General features: G+C 72.3%; 24 protein-coding genes and 1 riboswitch. Of the genes, 8 read left to right on the top strand and 16 right to left on the bottom strand.

Going from position 1 to position 24,203, the window contains the following annotated elements; all coding sequences use genetic code 11:
* Positions 1 to 67 precede the first annotated feature (67 nt).
* From AB0K05_RS20410 to AB0K05_RS20360, 11 genes are all read right to left on the bottom strand, one after another.
* Entirely contained in the window at positions 68 to 706 is a 639-nt protein-coding gene (locus AB0K05_RS20410) for a CMD domain protein (protein ID WP_271278867.1), read from the bottom strand.
* Positions 707 to 774: 68 nt separating this feature from the next.
* A complete protein-coding gene (locus AB0K05_RS20405; protein WP_271278868.1) occupies positions 775 to 1,767 on the bottom strand; it encodes a putative FMN-dependent luciferase-like monooxygenase in 993 nt (330 codons plus the stop codon).
* Positions 1,764 to 3,317, bottom strand: a complete 1,554-nt coding sequence (locus AB0K05_RS20400; protein ID WP_364230806.1) for an ABC transporter ATP-binding protein — start codon at positions 3,315 to 3,317, stop codon at positions 1,764 to 1,766. The genes AB0K05_RS20405 and AB0K05_RS20400 overlap by 4 nt, the downstream gene beginning before the upstream one ends.
* Positions 3,314 to 4,111 carry an ABC transporter permease gene (locus AB0K05_RS20395; RefSeq protein ID WP_364230802.1) on the bottom strand — a complete coding sequence of 266 codons (798 nt, stop codon included), beginning with the start codon at positions 4,109 to 4,111 and terminating at the stop codon, positions 3,314 to 3,316. Before AB0K05_RS20395 ends, AB0K05_RS20400 begins: the two co-directional genes overlap by 4 nt.
* On the bottom strand, positions 4,108 to 5,040 hold the full coding sequence (locus tag AB0K05_RS20390) for an ABC transporter permease (RefSeq protein WP_364230800.1): 933 nt from the start codon (positions 5,038 to 5,040) through the stop codon (positions 4,108 to 4,110). Before AB0K05_RS20390 ends, AB0K05_RS20395 begins: the two co-directional genes overlap by 4 nt.
* Complete coding sequence (locus tag AB0K05_RS20385) at positions 5,041 to 6,666, bottom strand: TIGR04028 family ABC transporter substrate-binding protein (protein ID WP_271278872.1); 1,626 nt, start codon at positions 6,664 to 6,666, stop codon at positions 5,041 to 5,043.
* Between the two features lie 108 nt (positions 6,667 to 6,774).
* Positions 6,775 to 7,161 carry an Rrf2 family transcriptional regulator gene (locus tag AB0K05_RS20380; protein ID WP_271278873.1) on the bottom strand — a complete coding sequence of 129 codons (387 nt, stop codon included), beginning with the start codon at positions 7,159 to 7,161 and terminating at the stop codon, positions 6,775 to 6,777.
* A gap of 72 nt (positions 7,162 to 7,233) precedes the next feature.
* The gene (locus AB0K05_RS20375; protein WP_148031489.1) at positions 7,234 to 8,163 is read right to left on the bottom strand and encodes a sulfite exporter TauE/SafE family protein; all 930 of its coding nucleotides are present in this window, start codon (positions 8,161 to 8,163) and stop codon (positions 7,234 to 7,236) included.
* Between the two features lie 74 nt (positions 8,164 to 8,237).
* Positions 8,238 to 8,756, bottom strand: a complete 519-nt coding sequence (locus AB0K05_RS20370; RefSeq protein WP_271278874.1) for an NAD(P)H-dependent oxidoreductase — start codon at positions 8,754 to 8,756, stop codon at positions 8,238 to 8,240.
* Positions 8,753 to 8,878, bottom strand: a complete 126-nt coding sequence (locus AB0K05_RS20365) for a hypothetical protein (protein ID WP_271278875.1) — start codon at positions 8,876 to 8,878, stop codon at positions 8,753 to 8,755. The genes AB0K05_RS20370 and AB0K05_RS20365 overlap by 4 nt, the downstream gene beginning before the upstream one ends.
* A 34-nt stretch (positions 8,879 to 8,912) precedes the next feature.
* Entirely contained in the window at positions 8,913 to 10,229 is a 1,317-nt protein-coding gene (locus AB0K05_RS20360; RefSeq protein ID WP_271278876.1) for a lanthionine synthetase LanC family protein, read from the bottom strand.
* 54 nt (positions 10,230 to 10,283) lie between these two features.
* Here AB0K05_RS20360 and AB0K05_RS20355 point away from each other — a divergent pair, with 54 nt between their 5' ends.
* On the top strand, positions 10,284 to 11,279 hold the full coding sequence (locus tag AB0K05_RS20355) for a sulfotransferase (protein ID WP_364230794.1): 996 nt from the start codon (positions 10,284 to 10,286) through the stop codon (positions 11,277 to 11,279).
* A gap of 22 nt (positions 11,280 to 11,301) precedes the next feature.
* On the opposite strand, the gene AB0K05_RS20350 is transcribed toward AB0K05_RS20355, so the two are convergent.
* Both AB0K05_RS20350 and AB0K05_RS20345 read right to left on the bottom strand, forming a co-directional pair.
* Positions 11,302 to 12,210, bottom strand: coding sequence for a hypothetical protein (locus AB0K05_RS20350; protein ID WP_271278877.1), 909 nt, complete (start codon positions 12,208 to 12,210; stop codon positions 11,302 to 11,304).
* 111 nt (positions 12,211 to 12,321) lie between these two features.
* Positions 12,322 to 12,990: a nitroreductase family protein gene (locus tag AB0K05_RS20345; protein WP_271278878.1), complete on the bottom strand. Its 669-nt coding sequence runs from the start codon at positions 12,988 to 12,990 to the stop codon at positions 12,322 to 12,324.
* A gap of 238 nt (positions 12,991 to 13,228) precedes the next feature.
* Here AB0K05_RS20345 and AB0K05_RS20340 point away from each other — a divergent pair, with 238 nt between their 5' ends.
* The 3 genes from AB0K05_RS20340 (at position 13,229) to AB0K05_RS20330 (ending at position 17,231) form a co-directional block, all read left to right on the top strand.
* The gene (locus AB0K05_RS20340; RefSeq protein WP_345483122.1) at positions 13,229 to 13,825 is read left to right on the top strand and encodes a hypothetical protein; all 597 of its coding nucleotides are present in this window, start codon (positions 13,229 to 13,231) and stop codon (positions 13,823 to 13,825) included.
* Between the two features lie 173 nt (positions 13,826 to 13,998).
* Positions 13,999 to 16,092 (top strand): bifunctional polysaccharide deacetylase/glycosyltransferase family 2 protein, encoded by a 2,094-nt coding sequence (locus AB0K05_RS20335; protein WP_345483123.1) that lies wholly within the window; start codon positions 13,999 to 14,001, stop codon positions 16,090 to 16,092.
* A gap of 223 nt (positions 16,093 to 16,315) precedes the next feature.
* A riboswitch (cyclic di-AMP (ydaO/yuaA leader) is annotated at positions 16,316 to 16,449 on the top strand.
* A gap of 11 nt (positions 16,450 to 16,460) precedes the next feature.
* Positions 16,461 to 17,231: a GH25 family lysozyme gene (locus AB0K05_RS20330; protein ID WP_364230790.1), complete on the top strand. Its 771-nt coding sequence runs from the start codon at positions 16,461 to 16,463 to the stop codon at positions 17,229 to 17,231.
* Between the two features lie 44 nt (positions 17,232 to 17,275).
* On the opposite strand, the gene AB0K05_RS20325 is transcribed toward AB0K05_RS20330, so the two are convergent.
* Positions 17,276 to 17,653, bottom strand: a complete 378-nt coding sequence (locus tag AB0K05_RS20325; RefSeq protein ID WP_271279983.1) for a hypothetical protein — start codon at positions 17,651 to 17,653, stop codon at positions 17,276 to 17,278.
* A 71-nt stretch (positions 17,654 to 17,724) separates the two neighbouring features.
* On the opposite strand from AB0K05_RS20325, the gene AB0K05_RS20320 reads away from it, so the two are divergent.
* Positions 17,725 to 18,102, top strand: coding sequence for a MerR family transcriptional regulator (locus AB0K05_RS20320; protein ID WP_148031482.1), 378 nt, complete (start codon positions 17,725 to 17,727; stop codon positions 18,100 to 18,102).
* Here AB0K05_RS20320 and AB0K05_RS20315 read toward each other — a convergent pair.
* Entirely contained in the window at positions 18,099 to 18,479 is a 381-nt protein-coding gene (locus tag AB0K05_RS20315) for a cupin domain-containing protein (RefSeq protein WP_271279984.1), read from the bottom strand. The two genes, AB0K05_RS20320 and AB0K05_RS20315, sit on opposite strands and share 4 nt — an antisense overlap.
* A gap of 115 nt (positions 18,480 to 18,594) precedes the next feature.
* Between AB0K05_RS20315 and AB0K05_RS20310 the strand changes: the two genes are divergently transcribed.
* Positions 18,595 to 19,095 (top strand): class I SAM-dependent methyltransferase, encoded by a 501-nt coding sequence (locus AB0K05_RS20310; RefSeq protein ID WP_364230785.1) that lies wholly within the window; start codon positions 18,595 to 18,597, stop codon positions 19,093 to 19,095.
* On the opposite strand, the gene AB0K05_RS20305 is transcribed toward AB0K05_RS20310, so the two are convergent.
* Complete coding sequence (locus AB0K05_RS20305) at positions 19,085 to 21,451, bottom strand: family 20 glycosylhydrolase (RefSeq protein WP_364230783.1); 2,367 nt, start codon at positions 21,449 to 21,451, stop codon at positions 19,085 to 19,087. The two genes, AB0K05_RS20310 and AB0K05_RS20305, sit on opposite strands and share 11 nt — an antisense overlap.
* A 168-nt stretch (positions 21,452 to 21,619) precedes the next feature.
* On the opposite strand from AB0K05_RS20305, the gene AB0K05_RS20300 reads away from it, so the two are divergent.
* Both AB0K05_RS20300 and AB0K05_RS20295 read left to right on the top strand, forming a co-directional pair.
* Positions 21,620 to 23,107: a sulfatase-like hydrolase/transferase gene (locus tag AB0K05_RS20300; protein ID WP_364230780.1), complete on the top strand. Its 1,488-nt coding sequence runs from the start codon at positions 21,620 to 21,622 to the stop codon at positions 23,105 to 23,107.
* A gap of 43 nt (positions 23,108 to 23,150) precedes the next feature.
* Positions 23,151 to 24,155 (top strand): aliphatic sulfonate ABC transporter substrate-binding protein, encoded by a 1,005-nt coding sequence (locus tag AB0K05_RS20295; RefSeq protein WP_364230777.1) that lies wholly within the window; start codon positions 23,151 to 23,153, stop codon positions 24,153 to 24,155.
* Positions 24,156 to 24,203: the final 48 nt, after the last annotated feature.

The following is a 24,203-nucleotide window of genomic DNA, read 5'->3' as shown; positions in this document are numbered from 1 at the left end:
CGCTCCAGCGTCACGACATCCACGCCCGCCACCCCCGCACGATCGACCCGGTTCTTCGTTACGACACTCACGCCGCCACCTCCGTACGGCCGAGCAGACGCAGCCCGGCCGCCACCCGGATCTGGAAGCTGAGGAAGGCGACGAGCTGTGAGAGTGTCACGATGCCGGTGGTGCTCCAGCCCGCCTTCTCCAGCGCGCCGAGAGCTTCCCGGCTCGCCTCGCGCGGCCGGAACACGAGCAGGTGGGTGTGCTCGAACGCCGCGGTGAGGCGGACACCCAGCGCGCCGGGGTTCCGTACGCGATAGCGGAGTCCCTCGGCGCCGTCGGCGGGCAGGGCGGGGTCGATCCCGTACGGTCCGGTGGTGAGTCCGGCCGCGGTCTCGGCCCGTACGGTGTCCGCCAGGCGAGGCGCCAGCTCGGCCAGCCGGTCGGCGTAGAAGCGGACGGCGGGGTCGTCACGGTGCAGCCCGGCCACGAAGGCCGCGACCGCGTCCCGTTCGACGAGCCTGACCTCGCTCTCCGAGCCGGGCGCGAACAACGCGTCGAAAGAGCGCTGGGCGTGCTCACGGGCGGCGGGCCGCCGACGGCGCAGCCCGTCGAGCGGCGACCCGGGCGCGACCCCGGCCAGATGGTCGATGACGTCGGTGATCATGTGTGGCTCTGTGCCGAAGCGCGGCTCCCCGCTCAGGCGCGGCTCGATGGTCACCTGCGGCTCCAAGCTCAAGCTTGGCCCGGTGTTCACCTGCGGCTGCGGGCTCAAGGGTGGTTCGGCGGTCATGTGCGGCTCGCTTCCTGGGCGGGGGTCCAGCCGAGCGCCGGGGCGACCTCGGTCGCGAGGAGCTCGATGGAGCGGAGGATGAGAGGGTGCGGCGGGTCGACCGAGTGGACCTGGAGGACCAGGTCGGTCGCCCGGTCGAGGGTCGGGTCGGCCCGCAGGCTTTCGATGACGTCCTGCGGGGTGCCGACGTGCACGTCGAAGGCGGCGATCCGGGTGTCGAGGCCGCCGTCCGGCAGCTCGAAGGGCAGCCTGCCGCGGCCGAGCCCGCGTTCGGCCCAGCGCAGCGCCTCGGCCCTGCTGTCGGCCACGAACGCGGTCCGTGACGCCATGATCCGCGGGACGGCGCCGGGCGGCAGGTTGTCGTGGTAGGCGTCCACGATGGGCCGCTGGATCTCCGCGAGGGTCGCCTGCGGCCGGTCGGCGGGCCTGGGCTGGGTGCGCGACAGCATGAGCCCGTGCCCGGCCCGGCCCGCGCGGGCGCCGCCGGCGGCGGAGAACGTCGCCTCCCAGACCGCGCCGGGCAGTCGCGACGCCGGCGGGTAGAGCCGGTTGCCGCCGCCCAGGTCCGCGCCCGACCAGGCGGCGATGAGCACGGCGAGGTGCTCGGCGTAGAGGGCGGCCCGGTCGGCGCTGTCGTGGCCGAACGGGGTGAACGACGCGGGCGTGCCGCCGCTGCCCACCCCGACCTCGAGCCGGCCGCCGGTCAGCTGGTCGAGCACGGCGGTGTCCTCGGCCACCCGCACCGGGTGTTCGAGCGGCAGCGTGATGATGCCGGTGCCGAGCCGGATGCGGCTAGTAGTGGCGGCCACGTGGCCGAGGAAGACCAGGGGCGCGGGCAGGCCGCCCTCGTCGCCGTCGAAGTGGTGCTGGGCGACCCAGGCGGTGTCGAAGCCGGCGGCCTCGGCGTGCCGGATCTGCTCGGCGGCGAGCCGGTAGCGCTCACCCGGCGGCACGTCGTCGAGCAGCCGGGTGAAGAATCCGAGCCTCATCGCACCGGCTCCGGGATCGCGGCGAGCAGCTCACGGGTGTAGGGGTCGCCGGGCTCGGTGAAGACCTGCCGGGTGGTGCCTGATTCCACGATTCGTCCTTCGCTCATGACGGAGACGGTGTGCGAGATCTGCCGCACGACGGCGAGGTCGTGCGAGATGAACAGGTAGGTCAGCCCCAGGTCCCGCTGGAGCTGTTCGAGCAGGTCGAGGATCTGGGCCTGCACGGTGACGTCGAGGGCGGAGACGGCCTCGTCGAGGACGAGCACGCCGGGTTCGACGGCCAGCGCGCGGGCGATGGCGACCCGCTGGCGCTGGCCGCCCGACAGTTCCCTGGGCCGGCGCCCGGCCAGGTCGCGCGGCAGCGCCACCCGGTCCAGCAACTCGGCGACCCGGGCAGCGCGGGCCGCGCGGTCGCCGAGCCGGAAGTTGCGCAGCGGCTCGGCGACGATCTCGGCCACGGACTGGCGCGGGTCGAGCGAGCCGTACGGGTTCTGGTGGACGAGCTGCACGTGGCGGCGGAACCGGCGGCCCTCGCCGGCTCCGGGGATCGTCACGGTGCCGGAGGTGGGCTCGGTGAAGCGCACCACCATGCGCGCCGTGGTGGTCTTGCCGGAGCCGGACTCCCCCACCAGCGCGTGGGTGGTGCCGCGCGGCACCTCGAAGGAGACCCGGTCCACGGCGCGGAACGGCCGCCGGCCGAGCCGGAACTCCTTGACCAGGTCGTGGAGCACGATCGCGGGCTCGCGCGGGGCCGGCTCCGCCTCGCGGTACTCGCGTACGGACAGGGCGGGCGCGTCCCGCAGGAGCTTCGCCGTGTACGCGGCCTCGGGGGCGGCGAGGACGGCGGCCGTGGGGCCCTGCTCCTCGACGCGGCCGGCCCTCATCACGACGAGCCGGTCGGAGCGGGAGGCGGCCACGCCGAGGTCGTGCGTCACCAGCAGCACGGCCGTGCCGAACTCGGCGCGCAGGTCGTCGACGAGGTCCAGGATGCGCCGCTGCACGGTGGCGTCCAGCGCGCTGGTCGGCTCGTCGGCGATGACGAGCCGGGGCCGCAGGGCGATCGCGATGGCGATGAGCACCCGCTGGCGCATGCCGCCGGACAGCTCGTGCGGGTACTGGCGGGCCCGCGTCTCGGGGTCGGGCAGGCCGACGCGGTTGAGCAGCTCGACGACCTGCCGCCGGATCTCCCGCCGGTCTCCCCGTCCGTGGATGCGCATGACCTCGCCGACCTGGGCGCCGATGGTCTTGACGGGGTTCAGCGAGTTGGCCGGGTCCTGCGGCACCAGGCCGATCTGGGCGCCGCGCAGCGCCTCCATCCGCCGCGCGGACCAGGTCGCCAGGTCGGCGTCGCCGAGCAGGATCCGCCCCCGGTCGACGGTGGCGTTGCCGGGCAGCAGGCCGATGACGGCGTGCGCGGTGGTCGACTTGCCGGAGCCCGACTCGCCGACGAGGGCCACGACCTCGCCCGGATCGACGGTGAACGAGATGCCCTCCACCGCGCGCCGCCCGTCGTAGGAGACGGCGAGATCGCGTACGTCGAGCAGGCTCATGGGGTGTCCTTTCCGATCGAGCGGCTGATTCGGCCGGCCGCGAGCACGACGGCGACCACGACGGCGCCCGGCAGCGTGGTCAGCCACCACGACGTCGCCAGGTAGTTGCGTCCTTCCGCGATGAGCAGCCCCCATTCGGGGGTGGGCGGCTCGGCGCCGTAGCCGAGGAAGCCGAGCGTGGAGATGGCGAGGATGGCCAGGCCGAACTGCAGCGCGGCCAGGGCGACGACCGGCCCGAGCGAGTTGGGCAGCACGTGCCGCCAGAGCACGGCCGGGTAGCGTCCACCGCTGCCGAACGCGGCCTCCACATAGTCGGTTCGGCGCACCCGTACCACCTCGGACCGGGTGAGGCGGGCGAAGGCCGCGACCGATCCGACGCCGACCGCGATGGCCACGTTGACCGTGCCGGGACCGAGCAGGATGATCACCGTGAGCGCCAGGAGCAGGCCCGGCACCGACAGCAGGACGTCGACCAGCCGCATGATGGCGTCGTCGGCCAGCCCGCCGGCCGAGCCGGCCAGCACCCCGAGCAGGGTGCCGAGCAGGAGGCCGACGGCGACGGCGGTGAACGCTCCCGACAGCGAGTGCGCCGAGCCGTGCACCACGCGGGCGAGCAGGTCACGGCCCACCGGGTCGGTGCCGAACAGGTGCGGTCCGCCCGGCGGCCGCAGCTTCTCGGCCGGCACGCCCGCGATCGGGTCGTAGCCGGTGAACAGCCCCGGGACGACGGCCCAGAGCAGCGCGACGGCGATCACGAGCCAGGCGGCGGCGAGCCCGAGGCCGACGCGGTTCACGGCGCCGCCTTCAGCCGCGGGTCGAGCACCGGGTAGAGCAGGTCGACGACCAGGTTGACGAGCACGAACACGACGGCGGCGAGCACCACGACGGCGAGCATCACCGGCGTGTCCTGCGCGTTGACGGCCTGCTCGGTGAGCCGGCCGATGCCGTTGCGGCCGAACACCGTCTCGGTGACGACGGAGCCGGCGATGAGCTCGCCGAAGACGAGCCCCGCCATGGTGAGGGCGGGCAGCGTCGCGTTGCGTGCGACGTGCCGCCACAGGATCCACTGCCGCGAGGCGCCCTTGGCCGCCACCACGGGCACGAACGGCTGGGCCCTGACCTGGTCGACGGCGCGGGCGAGCACCTGGGCGATCGGCGCCGAGATGGGCACCGCGAGGGTCAGCACCGGCAGGATGAGCTGCTGGGCCGCGCTGCCGCCGATGACGGGCACCAGGCCCAGCCGGAACGAGAACACCTGGATGAGCAGGATGCCCAGCCAGAACACCGGCACGGACACGAACAGCGACGGCACCGACAGCAGCGCGCCCCTGATCCACGAGGACCTGCTGGAGGCGGCCCCGAAGGCGATGGCGACCGCGATGAGCACCGCCAGCCCGAATCCGGCCGAGGCGAGTTTGGCCGTTTCCGGCAGCGCCTCGGCCAGCCGCTCGGTCACCGGCGTGCCGGTGTCGATCGAGTAGCCGAGGCTGCCGCGCAGGAAGCCGGACAGGGTGTCGAGATAGGTCGCCAGGGCGGAGGCGCCGCCGTCGTAGTGGGCGCGGATCTCCGCGATCTGCTGCGGCGACAGCCCCAGTTCGGGGTTCTGGAACTTGATCAGGATGGAGTCGCCGGGCAGCAGCCGCAGCAGGACGTACGCGGCGGTGAAGGCCGCCCACAGCACGAGGACCGCCTGACCTGCCCTGAACAGGACGTATCTGGTCATCTAGCTTTTCCAGGTCGCGTAGAACCAGGGCCTGGCCACGGCCTCGAAGGCGATCCCGTGCACGTGCGGGGCGCCGCCGTAGACCTGCGGCTCCTCGAACAGGGGGATGGCGTAGGCCTGGTCGATCACGTAACGCTGGATCTCGCCGACCTTGGCGTTGCGCGCGGCGACGTCGGGCTCGGCGGACTGCTCGGCCAGCAGCCGGTCGAGCTTCTCGTCGTCGGACAGGATGGCGTCGCGGTTCTCGCTGTGGAAGTGGCTCTTGATGACGTCCTGGTCGGCGCGGCCCACCATGGAGTGCTGCAGGGGCGTCTTCTCGGCGTCCTTGATGTCGACGGCCTGGGTGCCGGCGTCGGCGGGGCGGATCTCCAGCTTGACCCCGAGCTCGGCCCACTGCTGGCCGATCAGCTCCAGCGTCTGCTTCGACAGCGGCTGCGGGCCGGCGACGAACACCCCGAGCCGCAGCTTCCTGCCGTCCTTCTCGCGGACGCCGTCGGCGCCGCGGGCCCAGCCGGCCTTGTCGAGCAGCGCGTTGGCCTTGTCCGGGTCGTGGGCGAGCCGCGGCGACAGGTCCACGTAGCCCTGGGCGAGTTGGCTGAGCACCGAGGTGGCGACCGGGTAGCTCGGCGTGAACAGGGTGTCGACGACCTCGCGGGCGTCGGTGCCCGCCAGCAGGGCCTGGCGGACGTCGGGGTCCTTCAGGATGCTGTTGCCCGGCCGCAGGTAGAGGCCGTTGTTGACGCCTCTGGTGGGCTCGGCGTAGATGGTGAAGCCGGCGCTCTTGACGGTCTCCTCGTCGTACGCCTGGACGTATCGCACGAAGTCGGCCTGCCCGGAGGTGAGGGCGCCGACGCGTACGTTGTCCTCCGGCGTCACGATTATCTTGATCTCGTCCAGGTACGCCCGGCCCTGGTGCTCGGAGGAGGGCGGCGCCCAGTCGTAGTCCTCGCGGGCGGCCAGGTGCACCTCCTTGTCGACGACCTGGTGCTTGACGGTGAAGGGGCCGGAGCCGGCGATGTTCTTGAGCTGGCACTGCTCCTCGTACGGCAGCGAGATGGTCTTCTTGGAGACCAGGCCCGCGCCGATGACGGAGGTGCCCTGCAGGAAGCCGGGCGAGGGCTTGGCGAAGTGGAACCGCACGGTCAGCCGGTCGACGACCTCGCTGCGTTCGTAGTTGTTGACGAACTCGGCCACCGGGAGCTTCAGCTTCTCGTCGCCGAGGCCGTACACGTCGAAGTTGGCCGCGACGGCCTCCGCGTCGAGCGGGGTGCCGTCGCTGAACGTCACGCCGTCGCGCAGGTGGAAGGTGTAGGAGGTGGCGTCCTCGCTGACCTCCCACCTGGTGGCGATCCACGGCTCGATCTCCAGGGTTTCCGGGTTCTGCCAGGTGAGCTTGTCGGTGATCTGGTTGAGGATGCCGCCGTTGGGATAGAAGCCCGCGGCCGGCAGGTAGAGGCAGGTCGGCGGCTGGTGCTCCAGGTAGGTGAGGGTGCCGCCGTAGACCGGCTCGCCCGCCGCCCTGGCCGCCCCGGCGGGGCCCGCACCGCCACAGGCGCCGAGCAGCCCCACGACGGCGAGCATGGCGGCGCCGGCCACGGCTGTGGATCGCAGTCTGGATCGTGACATGGGGAAATCGCCCTTCGAGGGAACGAAACGGGATAAAATCAAGTATAACCTACTGGAAAAGCATGAAATAACCATGGGGGTGCCCCCGGGTAAGTGGGCGTGGATGCTCTAGGAAGGCGCGGACCGGGACATGACGTCCGCGAGGGTGACCTCGCTGAGCAGGGAGTTCTCGTGGTCGCGCAGGCGGGCCCAGATCGCGTCCAGGGGCGCGGCCGCCCGGGGGAACTGCCGGGTGGCCTGCTCGACCCCCTCGGTCACGCGGATGACGTCGGCCAGGGAGATCTCGGCGGCGGGCCGGGCGAGCCAGTAGCCGCCGTCGGGCCCGCGCTGGCTGTGCAGCAGGCCGGCGCGGCGCAGCTGGAGCAGGATGTTGTCGCAGAACCTGCGGGGGATCTCCTGCGAGTCGGCGACCCGCTCGGCGTGCACCGGGCCGCCGGCCTCCGCGAGGGCGATCATGGCGGCGAGGGCGTACTGGGTGCGTGCGGAGATTCTCATGGATTCCCGTGCTGGTCGGAAAGGGCCCGGCTCCCGGAGGCGGGGGCCGGGCCCTGCGGGCGGTCCGGTGGGTCAGGCGGAGGCGGTGGGCTCCTCCTTGCGGAGCTCGGCCTCGTACGCGTCGACCGACTCGTTGGCCTTGTCCTTGCGGTACTCGCGCACCGAGTAGGTGATCGCGCCGGCCCAGAGGATGGCGATGGCCAGGTAGGCGACGGTCTGCACGCCGCCGGAGGCGTCGATCCAGTCGCTGCGCAGCAGCGTGCGCACGTTGGTCAGGATGATGAGGCCGCCCACCGCCGAGCCGAGGATGCGCGGCGGGATGTGGCGGACCAGCCACGCGGCGATCGGCGCGGCGATCACGCCGCCGGCCAGCAGCACGGCCACCCAGGCGAAGTCGATGTTCTCCGAGCCGATGCCGACGAGGAAGCCCACGCTGGCCGCGATCGCCACCAGGAACTCCGAGGCGTCGATCGACCCGATCACCTTGCGCGGCGCCAGCCGGCCGCTGGCCAGGATGGCGGGGGTGCCCACCGGGCCCCAGCCGCCGCCACCGGTCGAGTCCACGAACCCGGCGACCAGTCCGAGCGGGGCCAGGAACCGCTTGCGCAGCGGCTTGCCCAGGTTGCCCCGAGGCAGCCCGTAGGCGGTGAAGCGGACCAGGATGTAGACGCCCAGGGTCAGCAGGATGAGCGACATGACCGGGGCCGCCACCTCGGTCGAGAGGCTGGACAGGAACGTCGCGCCGGCGAACGCGCCGATCGCGCCCGGTACGCCGATCTTGCCGACGACCTTCCAGTCGATGTTGCCGAAGCGCCAATGGGAGATGCCCGAGGCCAGCGTGGTGCCGATCTCGGCCAGGTGCACGGTCGCCGAGGCCGCGGCGGGGTTGGTGCCGATCGCCAGAAGCAGTGTGGTGGAGGTGACGCCATAGGCCATGCCCAGGCTTCCGTCGACGAGCTGGGCGGCGAAACCGACCAGCCCGAGCAGGAGGAGTGCTCGCACGATCGACCCTTTCCGATAAATCCTACTTAACTTGTAGGGTTAATCCTGAAGCAGGGACGGGGCTCGGTCAAGCCCTAAATCCCTACTTTCTTGGACTGGATACTGGCTTGGGGGGCGACCCGCTCCGCCCAGCCCGCGAGGATCTCCGGAAGATCGGGCAGCCGGGACTCCAGCACGGCCAGGCCGGGGGTCGGCACGGTGGCGCCCAGCTCCACCAGCAGCGGCCGCAGGTGGACCTCCACCGCCAGCGAGTGGGCCGGATCCCCCATGACCAGCAGCGGCAGCGCGACCGTGCCGGCCAGGGCCCGGGGCGGGAGCCGGTCCAGGAACGCCTTGAGCAGGCCGGTGTAGGTGCCCTTGTAGGTGGGACTGGCCACCACCAGCACGCTCGCCTCCGTGACCAGTTCCAGCGCCACCTCCACGTCGGCCGACGGGATCGGCGACAGCAGGTGTGGACCGAGGGCCGCCAGGTCGATGACGTCGTGCGGCGCCGGCAGCTCGACCCGCTCGCCGACCGCCAGCGCGGCCTCGACGGCCACGCCGCGCGTACGGGAGCCCTCCCGGGGGTTGCCGACCAGGACGACGAGGCTCATGCGGCCCTCCAGGGGATGAGGCGACTCAGCCGGCTCCGGGGCGCGGGGGCCTCGTCGAGCTCCACTTCGTCGTCCGGCAGGTCGTACCAGTGGACGTCGCCGGGGTAGTCGTGCTCTGGCATGAGTTATTCCTATCTGAAATACATGGAATAGAAGCTATAGGGCCGCGGGCGGCACCGGGATGGCGGGGAACGGGTTGTCGGGGAGGAGGATGACGCGCCGCGCGTGCTCGACGGCGTCCAGATGGAGCAGCGCGGCCCCGATGCCGGCCCCGCCGACCAGGTAACCGGTGTCGGCCGTCACCTCGGCGGGCCGCAGCCGCCGGTAGGCCTGATACCAGCGGTAGCCCCGCCCGTCGTGGTCGGTGGCCCGGCTGATCAGGTCGTCGGCCAGCGAGCGGGCGAAGGTCAGGTGCGCGCGCCGCCCGGTCGCCGCCCACAGGCCGACGAAGAGCTCGACCAGGCCCGCCGTGCCGCAGCACTGGCAGGCCACGTTCCAGTACCCGTCGGTGCGGCGGCGCGGCACTCCGCTCCGTACCACGCCGTTCGCGAGCCGCTCCACCCACTCCAGGTCGCCCGGGTCGCCGTCCACCCGGTGCAGCTCGTAGAACATCCGCGCCACGCCGGCCGACCCCGAGCAGAAGCCGAGGTAGTGCAGCTGCCTGGCCTGCGGCACGTGGTGCGGGACGACCGCGCACTGACCGGTCACGACGCTGAGCTCGCGGACGAAGCCGGCGCCCCGGCGCGCGGCCCGGAGGAAGACCTCCTCCCCCGTCACCCCGTACAGGCGGGCGAGCAGGAAGGCGGTGCCCGCGGTGCCGGCCAGGAAGCCCGGCGTGACCGCGTCCAGCGGCAGGTCGGCGCAGTCGCCGAAGCGGTGGCCCGGCACGGGCAGCGCGGCGATGCGCAGCCCGGCCTCGACGGCCGCCTCCTCGTACGCGGGCGCGCCGAAGTGGGCGGCGGCGCGCAGCAGGCCGAGGACGATGCCGCCGTCGCCGCGCTGGGCCGGCTCGCGGGACCAGCCGACGCCGTCGCCGCCTTCGCGCCCTCTGCGGACGAGTTCGTCGGCGATGGCCGCCGCCTCCACCTCGAACAGGTCGTCACCGAGCGCCCACCCGGCCTCCATGAGCGCGACCATGGTGCCGGTCAGCCCGTGGTACAGGGTGGGGTCGCGCTGCTCGCGCCAGGTGGCGGCGAGCCTGCGGGCGCCGGCCCGGGCGTCCTCCAGGTACGCCTCGTGCCCGGTGGCGGCGGCCAGCTCCAGGAAGAACAGCACGATGCCGGCCGCTCCCGAATAGAGGGAGGACGGCTCCGGGGTGACGGCCGATCTGCCGCGCGCGTCGGGGTTGGCCAGCCAGTGCCTGCCGTGGTCGTCGTCCACGGCGGCGGAACGGATCCACCGGCCCGCCGAGATGGCGGCGGTCAGCGGGGAGTCGGCCCTGGTTCTCTGCGGGCGCATCTCATCCAGGCTCACGGCTAGATTATCCCATACTTTTGGTAGGAAAATAAGGTTACCGACGGAAGGACGATGACGATGCCCCTGCCGGACTTCCTGGTGATCGGCGCTCCGAAGGCCGGGACCACCGCCCTGCACGCCGCGCTCCGCGAGCACCCCGGGCTCTACCTGCCGCCCGTGAAGGAACCCAAGTTCTTCCTCACGGACGGCCCGCCGCCGGACCGCGGCGGGCCCGGCGACCAGCAGACCTACCGGGAGCACGTGTGGCGCAGAGCCGACTACGAGGCGCTGTTCGCCGCCGCGCCGCCGGGCGCGGCGCGCGGCGAGGCGACCCCCTTCTACCTCTACGACCTGGACGCGCAGCGCCGCATCCACGCGGCGATCCCGCACGCGCGGCTCATCGCGATCCTGCGCGACCCGGTGGAGCGGCCGCACTCCAACTGGACCCACCTGTGGTCGGCGGGGCTGGAGCCGATCGGCGACGTGGTGCGCGCGTGCGCCGCCGAGGAGCGGCGCGTCGCGGACGGCTGGGCACACTTCTGGCACTACGTCCGGCTGGGCAGGTACGGCGAGCAGCTCGCCCATCTGTTCACCCTGTTCCCGCGCGAGCAGGTGCTGGTCTTCCGCTACCGCGACCTGGTCGACCGGCCGGCGCACACGCTGGACCGCATCTGCGCCTTCCTCGGCGTGGAGCAGGGCCTGCTGACCGAGGCGCCGAGGGAGAACGTGACCGCGCACCCGGACGCGGGCGGCAGGCACCTGCTGCTCTCCGCGGCCCTGCGGGCGCTGGCCCGCACCGGCCGCGCGCTCCCCTACGGGCTGGCGCGGGCGCTGACGGAGCCGGTGGAGCACCTGCTGCAACGGCGGTCCGCCGCCCGCCGCCCGCTGACCTGGGAGCAGCGGCAGCAGCTCATCCCGCGCTTCGCCGACGACATCGAGCTGCTGCAGCGCGTCACCGGCGAGGACTTCGGCGACTGGGTGCGGCCCAGGGAGCGTTCGGGCGGGCAGGTCGGCGTGCGGCCGGACGGCCAGCGCCAGGCCCGCAACGGCCGCCCGGTGATCGGCTGATCATGGGCCGGTGCCACGCCGGTCAGCGCCGCAGCTCGGTGCGCAGCTCGTGCGCCCCGTCGGAGCGGGTGTACTCGTAGTAGAGGCGGACGCCGCCGTCCGGCAGGTCGACCACGTCCAGGTAGCGGAGCCCGCCGCCCGCGTACGGCGAGGCGGCGAACGGCTCGGACCCGAGCGGGGTGAGCGCCGCCGGGTCCGTCCCGGCCGCGACGCCGGTGCGCTCCTCGTAGTTCTCCGCCGCGCTCGCCCTCCCGTCGTAGAAGGCGAGCACGCCGTCATCGGTGAAACGCACCGCGCTCACCCGGACGCCGCGCGCGTCCCAGCAGCCGGGACGGCCGGTCAGCGCGGTGCCGTGCCAGGTCCAGGCCAGGCCGTCGGCACTGGTGGCGTAGTCGGTGACCATCCGGTCCTCCTCCCCCGGCCCGGTCAGCGGGTGGCAGGAGGCCCACAGGTGCCACGTGCCGCCCCGGCGGACGATCACCGGGTCCTTGACCCCGGTCTTCGGGTCGCCGGGCAGCACCGTGGCGCGCAGCCGGGGGTCGAAGGCCGCCGGGGCCGCGGCCTCCAGCACCTCCACCCGCCAGTGCTTGCTCCCGTAGGTGGCACAGCTCAGGTAGAGCCGCCAGCGCCCGTCCTCCGTCGTCGTCAGCCACGGGCGCTCCAGGGACTCGGCGTCCATCTCGTCCCTGGTGATCGTCAGCAGGGTCTCGAACCGCTCGCCGCCTGCGGAGCGCGCCACTACGACGGCGTGGCCGCGCCCTTCCCCGACCGGCCTGCGCAGCCGGTAGGCGAGGTAGACGAACCCGTCGGCGACCACCGCGCAGGGCGCACCCGCCCAGTGGCCGTCGCCGGCGCCCGGCGGGACGACCGCGACCACCGAGCGGGCGGGGTCGGGAAGCCAGGCTGCGGCGGCGTTCTCATCGATCGGCATGCGCCCGAGACTAGGCCCCGTACCGGAGGCGCTCATGTGGATCCACCCTCTCCTTGGCCAATCTATGTATTTCCGATTACTTTGCCATAGAACCGGCCGCGGAGCGCGGGATCAGGACGGCCCGGGACGCGACCAGCCGTCCAGATGGAGCACCTGGTCGAGTGGGACCCGGGGGGCGGACTTGAAGGTGTCGCCGGTGTAGTAGGCGGTCGGGATGAGGGCGCCCTGCCGGACCTCCGCCGGCAGGCCGAGCAGCTCGGCGATCTCGCTCTCGTACGCCAGGTGCAGGGTGGTCCAGGCGGTGCCGAGGCCGCGCGCCCGCGCCGCGAGCATGTAGCTCCACGCGGCGGGGAGCAGCGACCCCCACAGCCCCGCCTGGTTTCCCTCGGGGAACCCGCCGCCGGGCACCTCGATGCACGGGATGACCAGCACCGGCACCTCCCCCATGTGCTCGCCCAGGTAGGCGGAGCTGTCGGAGATGCGCCGCTGCGTCGCCGCCCGGTCCGGGTCGTCCTGGAACAGCTTCCCGGCGGACGACCCCGACGCGTGGTAGGCGCGTACGGAACGCCCGTAGTAGTCGCCGATCCGGGCGCGCAGGCCGGGATCGGTCACCACGATCCAGTGCCAGCCCTGGCGGTTGCCGCCGCTCGGCGCCTGCAGGGCGATCTCCAGGCATTCGCGTACGAGCTCCGCCGGCACGGGCCGGCGCAGGTCGAGGCGCTTGCGGACGCTGCGGGTGGTGGTGAGCAGCTCGTCGGGGCTCAGCGGCAGGATCGTCATGATCTCATCCTGTCAAAAACGACGTCCGCAGCGCGAAGTGCTCGCCCGTGTGGTCGACCTGGTGGATCTTGCCGGGGTCGGCGTACAGGCCGCGCACGCGGTCGCCCACGACGGCGTCGGTCAACGGTTATACATAGATTGATTTTTACGAACTTGTGTTCGAGCATCAACTTGACGTCAGCATGATCGTCTATACATGATCAGCTGTCCCCACCCCCCGGTTTCCCAGAAGCAGGCCATGTCGCCCCTCACCCCCGCCCGAGAGCAACCCTCGCCGCCCAGCGGCGCGGTCTTCGTCGACCACAGCGGCCGGCGGAGGAGGTGGTTCACGATGGGCGCGGTCCTGGTCAGCACGCTCACCCTGGCGGCGACGGTGACGCTCGTGGGCGCGGTGCTCGCGGACACGCCGCTGCCGGCCGGCGGCTGGCCGAGCCGGCACGCGAGCCCGCCGCCCGGCGGCACGCCCTCCGACGACGCCGCTCCCGGCAGCGAGCAGGCCGAGCCGGAGCCGTCCCTCTCCCGGTCCAGGTCCCGGCGGGCGCCGACCCGGTCAGCGCCCACGCGCGCCTCCGGCCGGCGCACCACCGCCGCGCCCTCCCGTACGCGAGCCAAGAGCCCGTCCGCCCGCCCCGCCTCACCGTCCGCGCGGCCGTCCCGTACGTCCGAGCCCCCGGACACGGGCGTGGCCGTGGAACCCGAGACGGCCCGCGACACCACACCCCCCGGCGAGACCACCCCCACCCAGCAACCGGAGCCCGCCGCGACCCCCTCCCCGGACTCCAGCGACGAGCCCTCCCAGACCCGGAACCCCACCACCCCCGGAACCCCCTCATGACCCCCCGCCGCAGACGCCCCGTCCCACAACCGGACAGCGCGCCCGCGCCCGGATGGGGGCAGGCACACGACCCGGGTCTCGGCAGGACGATCGGGCAGGCGGCGGATCGGGTGCCCGGTCCGGCGTACGGGCGTGACGTCCGTCGGGGTGGGCGGCGGCGGGGCAGGAGGCGGGTGGCCGGGCGGGGTGTGGAGCCTTCGGGGCACTGGCTGATGTTGCTGGCCGGGGTGGCGCTGGCGGGGTGCGCGCTGACGCTCGACGGGTTCGTCAAGAACGTGGTCGGCGAGACCGGGCCCCAGCGAGGCGGCGGGGACCCGGCGTCGTGGCTGGAGCCGGTGCGCCGCAGCGGCCCGGTGCTCGACCTGACCGGGGACAAGCCGGCCGGCGCCCGCCCGAAGGCCCGCACGGTGGCGCTGACGTTCGACGACGGGCCCGACCCCGAGTGGACGCCGCTCGTGCTGGACGCGCTGAAGAAGCACGGGGCGAAGGCGACGTTCTTCACGGTCGGCTCGAAGATCGCCGCCCATCCGGAGCTGACCCGCCGGATCGTCGCCGAGGGACACGAGATCGGCAACCACACCTACACCCATCCCGACCTGTCCGCCGTCCCCGCCTGGCGGGCCGAGCTGGAGCTGAACCTCACCCAGAAGGCGCTGGCCGGGGCGACGGGGCTGCACACGATGCTGGCCCGCCCTCCGTACTCCTCGACCCCTGACGCCATCACCGGCGAGCAGTGGGACACCCTGGCGATGCTCGGCCGCGAGGGCTACCTGATCGCGCTGGCCGACCTCGACACCGAGGACTGGAGCAGGCCGGGCGCGGCCGGCATCGCCAGGGCCGCGTTCCCGCGGGGCGGGCGCGGGGCGGTGGTGATGATGCACGACTCCGGCGGCGACCGCGCCCAGACAGTCGAGGCCGTCTGCCGCCTGCTCGACCGGCTGGACCGGGCCGGCTACCGCGCCGAGACGCTGACCTCCGCGCTCGGCATGCCGTCGGCGCACCGGCCGGCCGCGCAGCCGGAGCGGATCGCCGGCGCCGCGCTCGGCCTGGCGCAGCGCGCGGCGAACGCGTTCACGGACGCGCTGTGGTGGGTGCTGTTCGCCACCGGCGTGCTGACGCTGGCCCGGCTGCTGCTCCTGGTGGTGCTGGCCCGGGTGCACGCCCGGCGCTCCCGGGGTCCGGGACCGGCCCTGACCTGGGAACGGCCGCCGGGGGTGAGCGTGATCGTGCCCGCGTACAACGAAGAGGCGGGGATCGCCGCGACCGTGCGCTCGCTCGTCGCGACCGCGTACCCCGGGCCGGTGGAGGTGCTGGTGGTGGACGACGGTTCCACGGACCGCACCGCCGAGGCCGCCGCCGGGCCGCGGCTGCCGGGAGTACGGGTGATCAGGCAGGACAACGCCGGCAAGGCCGCCGCACTGAACACCGGCATCCGGCACGCGCGCCACGAGTTCCTCGTCATGGTCGACGGTGACACGGTGTTCGAGCCGGACACGATCGGGCATCTCGTGCGCCGGCTCGCCGACCCCCGCGTGGGCGCGGTGAGCGGCAACACCAAGGTCGGCAACCGGCGCGGGCTCATCGGCCGCTGGCAGCACGTCGAGTACGTGATCGGCTTCAACCTGGACCGGCGCGCGTTCGAGCTGCTCGACTGCATGCCGACGGTGCCGGGGGCGATCGGCGCGTTCCGGCGCGGCGCGCTGGTCGGGCTCGGCGGGGTGAGCACCGACACGCTGGCCGAGGACACCGACCTGACGATGGCGCTGTGCCGGGCGGGCTGGCGGGTGGTGTACGAGGAGCGGGCGCTGGCGTGGACGGAGGCGCCCGCGACCCTGGGGCAGCTGTGGCGGCAGCGCTACCGCTGGTGCTACGGCACGATGCAGGCGATGTGGAAGCACCGCCGCGCGCTGGCCGAGCCGGGTCCGTTCGGCCGCCGCTGCCTGGGTTACCTGGCGCTGTTCCACGTGCTGCTGCCGCTGCTGGCGCCGGTGGTGGACCTGATGGCCGTCTACCACACGGCGGTCGGCGACCCGCTGCCGGCGGTGGCGGTGTGGGCCGGGTTCGTGGTGGTGCAGGCGGCGGCGGGCTGGTACGCGCTGCGGCTGGACCGGGAGCGGGTGTCGGCGCTGTGGGTGCTGCCGCTGCAGCAGCTGGTGTACCGGCAGCTGATGTATCTGGTGGTGTTCCAGTCGGTGGCGACCGCGCTGCTCGGGGTGCGGCTGCGCTGGCACACGGTGCGCAGGCAGGGCACTTTCGCGGCGCCGTGACGGCACCGGCGGGAGATTTTACCCGGAGGCCGGATTCCCTTACGTACAAGGGGTTTCGGGGGTGTTACCCCGGGTCCGAACCGCCAAACCGGATATGTCATACTTGCAATATTTTTGTCTGCATATATACCTTTTGCGTATTCGCGGTGATACCTCAACTCTGTTGCCGCATCGATTGACCGGACCGTGCGCTGTCCTGACGGTGTCCCCCTCACGCCAGGGCAGCGCACGGCCGCCGAATCCGCGTCTCGCGGAGCCGGGGACCCACTTCCTGGGGTGAATCGGACGCCAGCGTCCGTAGGGGACTTCCAACTCCGAACCCGTCAGCTAACCCGGTAGGCGGCATGGAAGCAAGGAGTCATTTCCTCATGCCCAAGCCTCGGCTTGCCGCTGCGCTGAAGTACCGTCCCAGCAACCGTCTCAAGTACGCCTTCGCCGGCGCGCTGCTGGCGGGGACCACCGCCGTCGCCAGCGTGACCGGCACCGCCATCGCCGCCACCGGCGGCGCCGCCGCCCCCGTCGAGCCGAACCCGGCCATCGCCCAGCAGCAGGCGGCCCAGCTCACGTACGGCCAGGACGTGTCGAACTACCAGCCCGACCATGACTGGGCGGCCAGCCCGGCCGAGTTCGGCATCATCAAGGCCACCGAGGGCACCGGCTTCACCGACAAGACCTTCGCCCGGCACTGGCAGGAGCTGGACAAGAAGGGCATCGTGCGCGGCGCGTACCACTACGCGCACCCGCGCAACAACCCGATCGCCGAGGCCGAGCACTTCCTGTCCGTGGTGAACTCCCAGCCCGCCAAGCCCGGCGACCTGCTGGTGCTGGACCTGGAGACGACCAACGGCAGGTCCGTCTCCGAGGTGAACGCCTGGGCCAAGGCCTGGCTGTCGCACGTCAAGGCCAAGACCGGCGTCACGCCGCTGTTCTACAGCGGCTGGCACTTCGCCGACACCTACGGCGCGGGACTGTCGGAGTACCCGCTCTGGGTGGCCCACTACAGCAAGCCCAAGGGCGAGATCACCCCGCCGGCGGACTGGAAGTCGTGGACCATCCACCAGTACTCCGACAAGCCCATCGACCACAACGTCTCCGCCCTGACCCCCGACCAGCTCCGCAGCCTGGGCCGTCCGGCCTGACCCGCTCTGTGACGCCTCCCGTTGAGGGAGGCGTCACAGTCGTCTCAGCCCTGGTGGATCCTGAGCCCACGCTCCTCCATGCGCCGCAGCAGCTCGGCCGGACCCACCGCCGTCTCCGGCAGCAGGTAGAACTCCTCCAGGATCGGCCCCGCGTCATCGGGCGCGGCCGCGTCCCAGATCACCTCGTCACCCGGCGCCGTGACCTCGAAGGTGAAGAACGCGCAGCACGCCTTCTCCCGCGCGGCGAGATCCCGTACCCACTCCTCGACCCCGTCACCGGCGCGGAACCGGAACCGGATGCCCCCGGCGGTCCGCTCGCGTCCGGTGAGCGCCTCGCCGAACAGCCGCCGGTACTCGGCCAGCCGTTCCTCGGGGGTGTCGCGGGCGGTGGTCATGTCGCAGACGATCGGTGGGGTGTCCATGATGTGCTCTCCTTCCGTCACTTCCGGAGCGTAGAGTCTGGACCTAGGTCCAGGGTCAAGAGGAGAGCGGTGTGAAGATCGGCGAGGTGGCCCGCGAGGCCGGGGTCAGCGTGGACACGGTCCGCTTCTACGAGCGCCGCGGCGTGCTGCCGGCGGCGGGGCGCAGGCCGTCGGGCTACCGGGTGTTCGACGCGTCGGCGGTGTCCAGGATCCGCGCCGCCAAGGCCCTGCAGGAGCTGGGTTTCACGCTGGACGAGGTGGCCGGCGCCCTGCGCTCCCACGACGCGGGCGGCGCGACCTGCGCGAGCGAGCGGTGGCGGCTGGAAGCGGTGGTGGAGCGCATCGACGCGAGGATCGCCGAGCTGGCCCGGGCCCGCGACCTCGCCGCCCGGAGCCTCGCCGACTGCCGCTCCGGCGACTGCCGCTTCCCGACCGGCCTGTCCTTCTAGCGCGAGCCCTCGCCGGACTCGGCCAGGTCGGCCTCCTCCTTGGTCTTGTGCACGGTGCCGTCGGCGTGCTCGGGCGGCCCGTACGCCGTGTGGAGCACGAGCGGCGCGGCGCCGGTGTTGACGAAGTTGTGCGGGGTGCCCGCCGGGACGGCGACCAGGTCGCCCGCCTTCACCGGACGGACCTCACCGCCGACACGGGCCTCTCCGGTCCCGGAGACGAAGGTGAGGATCTGGTCGGTGTCCTCGTGCACCTCCTCGCCGATCTCACCGCCCGGCGGGATGGTCATGGTGACGACCTGGACCTTCTCCCCGGTCCACAGGACCCGGCGGAAGTCGGTGCTCTCTTCGGCGACGGTGGCGATCGCGAAATGGTGCACGGTCGGCTCCTGTGTCTCGCGGTTCAAGCTGGCGTATGACTCTTGCCAGGACAAAAGCTGACATAAACGTAATGTCCGGCAGGCGGACACCGGGCGCGGTGCTAGCTTCACCGTCATGAAGGTGCCGGAGAGGCTGCTGTGGGCCGTCGAGACCCTGGAGACGCGGCCGGGCGAGCGGGTTCTGGAGATCGGCTGCGGCCGCGGCGTCGCCGTCGGACTGCTCTGCGAGCGCTCCGCCTCCGTCACCGCGATCGACCGGTCGGCGGCGGCGGTAAAGGCCGCACGCGAGCGCAACGCCCGCCACGTCGAGGCGGGCGCCGCGGTGATCGAGCAGGCCGAGCTCGACGGCGGCGGGCTGCCCGGCGGCCCGTACGACAAGGTGTTCGCCGTCAACGTGAACGTCTTCTGGACCCGCTCCCCCGCCGCCGAGCTGGCGGCGGTCAAGCACGCGCTCGCGCCCGGCGGCTCGCTCTACCTGTTCTACGAGCCGCCGGGCGCCGCCAAGGCGCAGGAGATCGCGGTCAAGGTCCAGGCCGCGCTCGCCGGGTCCGGCTTCACGTCCACCACCCTGACGCGCGGTCTCCTGCTGTGCCTGAAGGGTGAGCTCACCCCGTGACGGTGACCGTCAGGTCCCCCGTGACGGGCGCGCCGCCCGGCGTGCGGACCGTCAGCGTGCCGGTGTAGGTGCCGGGCCGGCTGAAGGTCCTGGCCGAGGTCACGGTGAAGGCGGCGTTGATCCGCATGCCGGGGATGCTTCCCTCCCTGGTGGTGGCCGGGGTCACGGGCTCCTGGACGCCGTCGCTCCAGGTGACGGCCGCCTCCAGGCCGGCGGCGGTGTGGCCGGGCGCGGTGAGGGTCCAGGAGGCGCCGGTGGGCCGGCCGGTGCGGGTGCTCACCGATCCGCCGAGGATCTCCAGCCGCCAGGGCACGTCGGCGGTCGGGAAGAAGTTCGTGCCCTGCACGGTCAGCCTGCCGCCCATCTTCGCCAGGCGGTTCTTGAAGTCGGCGTAGTCCCGCTGGTCCTGGGGTGTCCAGCCGACCTCGGCGGTGGCGATCAGGCGCGGGTAGGCGTAGTACTGCGCCTGCTCGACGCGGCGGATGAACTCGCCCCACACCGCCGACTCCACGCCGAGCACGCTGCTCTCCTGGATGCCGGGGATGTACGTGCCGGGGTCCCAGTTGTAGTGGCGGTCCAGGCCGCACGGCCCGCCGCACGCCCAGGTGCCGCCCTCGGGCTGGCGCGAATCCTGCTTCTGCGGCACGTACGCGTGCGCGGCCGGGGAGAGCACGACCTGGGCGCCGCGGTCGTTCACGGCGGCGGCCACGGCGTTCCGGTTGCCGTTCCAGAACTGCACCACCGCGTTGTCCCGCGGCAGCGCGGTGCCGGCGTACTCGTTCCAGCCCACGACGGTCTTGCCGAGGGCGCGCACGTTGCCGGTGAAGGCGTCGACCATCTTGACGTAGTCCGCGTGGCTGGTCGAGAACGCCTCGTCGCCGCCGATGTGCAGGTAGGGGCCCGGGGTCATGGCGGCGATCTCGGTGAGCACGTGCTCGGCGAACTCGTACGTGACCGAGCTGTGCGCGTCCAGGGAGGAGTAGCCGACGGCGCCGGTGCCGTTGTGCGGGACGGTGGTCTCGCCCGGCTTGAGTGCCGGCCGCGCGCCCGGGGTGTTGAGCTGCGGGATGGAGTGCAGCGCCGAGTTGACGTGGCCGGGCAGGTCGACCTCGGGGATGACGGTCATCCCGTGCTCGCCGGCGTAGCGGACGATCTCGGCGTAGTCGGCCTTGGTGTAGAAGCCGGTGATGCCGGGCTCGGTGCCCCGCTCGGTCATCGCGGTGGCGCCGCCGACCTCGGTGAGGGCGCCGTAGTCGATGCCGGACGGGTTGCTCGCCGGGTCGTCGAGGGCGATGCGCCAGCCCTGGTCGTCGGTCAGGTGCAGGTGCAGGCGGTTGACCTTGAACTGGGCGGCGGCGTCGATGTAGGTCTTGACCTCGTCCACCGGGTAGAAGCTGCGGGCGACGTCGAGCATCATGCCGCGGTGCGCGAAGCGCGGGTAGTCGGTGATCTCCACGGCGGGCACCGTCCATTCGGCGCCGACGACCTCGCCCGACTCGGCCCACTGCGGGAAGAGCTGGCGGAGCGTCTGGACGCCGTGGAGCGCGCCGTTCGGGGTGGCGGCGCGGATACGCACCTCGGCGGCGGTCACCGACAGCGTGTACCCCTCGGCCTCGTGGCCCTCGGGCGCCTTGCCGGCGCCGACCTCGATGACGATGGGCGCCGGGCCGCGGCCGGCGGCGGCGACCGTCAGCTTGTGGCCGGTGGCCCGGCGCAGCAGGCGGGCCAGGTGGTTCGCGGGCGCCTGGGCGGCGTCGCCGAGGGCCAGGACGCGGGTGTTGCGGTGCAGCGTGTACGGGGCGCCGCCGGTCTCGGTGAGCGACACCGGCTTGGGCAGCAGGCCGAGCGTGGGCTCGGGGGCGGCGGGCGGACCGTCCCAGATCTCGAACTCGGAGATCGAGTAACCGTACGCGGCCCAGCGCTGCTTCCCGTGCACGCGCACGTACGAGACCGGCTCTGCGGAGCGCACGTCGATCACGTCGGTGCGCGGGCACGTGTCGCGCCGCAGCGAGGCGACGTCGGTCCAGGTCTGACCGTCGGCCGAGGTCTGCAGGACGAAGTCGCGCGCGCAGGCGTTCGGCCAGTGAAGTGTCACGTGGTCGACCTTGGCGGGTGCGGCGAGCTGGACCTGGACCCAGTTGTCGTCCTGGTACTTCGATGACCAGCGGGTGGCGGTGTCGCCGTCGTTGACGTGCGCGGCCACGAAGTCGGCGCGGTCCAGCTCGACGCTGGAGGCGGTGGCGGCGCCGGCGAGCGCGAGGTTGACGGGCCCGGCGGCGGCCTGGGCCGGTGCGGGGATGGTGAGTGCGGGAGTTAAGAGCGCGGCGGTCGCTAGGGCCACGAGGGAGCGGCGCATGGGACTCCTTATCGATGCGCGGTGGTTCGCACAGTGTGATCACCCTTGCCGATTAACGTCAAGAGAGCGGAAATAAAGTAGCGGTAACGCCCAGGTCGCCCCTCTTGCGGTCAGCGCTGGTCACCTTTAACGTAAACGCCCAGGAAAAAATGAGCGATCGGAGTACGGGTGACCAGTCCACGCAACGTCCTGTTCCTGATGACCGACCAGCATCGGGTGGACACTCTCGGCTGCTACGGCAACCCGGAGGTCCGCACGCCCGCGCTGGACGGCCTGGCGGCGGAGGGCACGCGCTTCGACCGGTTCTACACGCCGACCGCCATCTGCACCCCGGCGCGGGCCTCGCTCTTCACCGGCCTGCACCCGTTCCGGCATGGCATGCTCGTCAACCCGGAGCGCAACGGCGGCGGACGCGACGAGGTCGCCGCCGGCCAGCCGGTCATGTCCGAGCCCCTGCTGGCCGCCGGCTACAACATGGGCCACGTCGGCAAATGGCACATCGGCCGCGAACGGGGCCCCGAGTTCTACGGCATGGACGGCGAGCACCTGCCGGGCGCGCTGAACCCGTTCCACCACCCCTCCTACCAGAGCTGGCTGAAGGAGCACGGCCATCCCCCGTTCGCGGTGGAGCGGCCCGTCTTCGGCACGGCCCAGAACGGCACCGGCCGCGGCCACCTGATCGCCGGCCGTCTCAAGCAGCCCGCGGCGGCCACGGTGGAGACCTTCCTCGCCGACCGCACGCTGGAGCTGCTGGAGCGCTACGCCGGCGACTTCCACCGCGGCGACAGGCCGTTCGTGCTGTCCTGCCACTGGTACGGGCCGCACCTGCCGTACCTGATCCCGGACGAGTTCTACGACATGTACGACCCGGAGCGGGTGCCGCTGCCGGAGTCCATGGCCGAGACCTTCGACGGCAAACCCGAGGTGCAGCGCCGCTACTCCGAGTACTGGTCGGCCGACCACTTCGACGCCGACGCCTGGCGCGGGCTGATCGCCGCCTACTGGGGCTACGTGTCGCTGATCGACGCGCAGGTGGGGCGCCTGCTCTCCGCCCTGCGCGAGCTGGGTCTGTGGGACGACACGGCGGTGATCTTCACGGCCGACCACGGCGAGTTCACGGGCGCGCACCGGCTCAACGACAAGGGCCCCGCCATGTACGAGGACATCTACCGCATCCCGGGCATCGTCCGGGTGCCGGGCGCCCCGGCGCGGACCGTGGACGCCTTCGCCACGCTGATCGACCTCAACCCCACGATCCTCGATCTCGCCGGGCTGCCGCCGCAGGATCCGTGCGACGGCGCGAGCCTGCTCCCGCTGATCGGCGGCGAGCCGCCCGAGGGCCGCGACTCGGTGGTCACCGAGTTCCACGGCCACCACTTCCCCTACTCCCAGCGCATGATCCGGGACCACCGCCACAAGCTGGTGTTCAACCCCGAAGGCGTGCACGAGCTGTACGACCTGGACAGCGACCCGCACGAGCTGCGCAACGTCTACGCCGTGCCCGCCTACGCGGCGGTCCGGCGTGACATGACCGCGCGGCTCTACCAGGAGCTGCTGCGCCGCGGCGATCCCGCGTACAGCTGGATGAGCTACATGGCCGACATCGGCGAGGGCCGAGCCCCCGACGTGGACGGCGTCGCTGACGAGGTGGCCTGATGCCGCCCGTCACCCCACCCGTGAACCCAGAAAGGACCTCCCGATGAGGCGTCCTCGCATACTGGCCGCCGCCCTCGCGGCCCTGGCCATCCTGCTGCCCGTCACCGCGTGCGGCTCCTCCTCCGAGGAGGGCGGCGCCGAGCCCGCGAAGGTGCGCTTCGGCTACATCGCCGACTTCGCCGGCGCGGCGGTGCTCGCCGCCGCCGACAAGCAGGGCCTGTGGGCCAAGCACGGGCTGGAGCCTGAGCTGAAGGTGTTCACCAACGGCCCGCTGCAGATCCAGGCGCTCGGCTCGGGCGACATCGACTTCGGCTACATCGGCTCCGGCGCCACCTGGCTGCCCGCCAGCGGCAAGGCCAAGATCATCGCCCCGAACATGCTGGGCATGGCCGACCGCGTGATCGTCCACCCGGGCTCCGGCATCTCCTCGATCGCCGGCCTCAAGGGCAAGAAGATCGGCGTGCCCGAGGGCACCTCCGGCGACATGATCCTCGAACTGGCGCTGAAGGAGGCCGGGCTGACGGGCAAGGACGTCGAGAAGGTCAACATGGACCCCAGCACGGTCGTGACCGCCTTCAGCGGCAAGCAGATCGACGCGGCGGCCATCTGGTACCCGCTGATCGACACCATCAAGAAGAACGTGCCCGACCTGGTGGAGCTGACCAAGAGCGAGGACTACTATCCCGCGCTCAGCTTCCCCAGCTCCTTCGTGGCCCGCAACGAGCTGGTCGCCGAGGACGCCGCGACCGTCACCAAGGTGCTCAAGGTGCTGCAGGAGGGCAACGACTGGGTGGCGGCCAACACGGCCGAGGCCGAGACGCTGACGGCCACGTTCCTGAAGGCGCCCGGGGAGCAGTTCAAGGGCGCCTCGTCGGTGACGAAGATCGTGCCGACGGCGGAGCTGCGGAAGATGGCCGAGGACGGCTCGGTGGCCGGATGGTACAAGGGCCTGGCCGACATCTTCGTCACCATGGGCAAGCTGACCGAGTCACCCGACCCCGCCACGTACTTCACCGCCGACCTGTACGCGTCGGCGGCCGCGGGCTGATTTTTCGCGAGAAGATGACAGAAATCCGTCGCCCACCATCATGGTGCC

The organism is Nonomuraea sp. NPDC049486 (assembly GCF_040676925.1).
GTDB classification, from domain to species: Bacteria; Actinomycetota; Actinomycetes; order Streptosporangiales; family Streptosporangiaceae; genus Nonomuraea; species Nonomuraea ferruginea.
The sequence above is the reverse complement of the archived record's forward strand: the minus strand, read 5'-3'. Positions and strand labels throughout refer to the sequence as shown.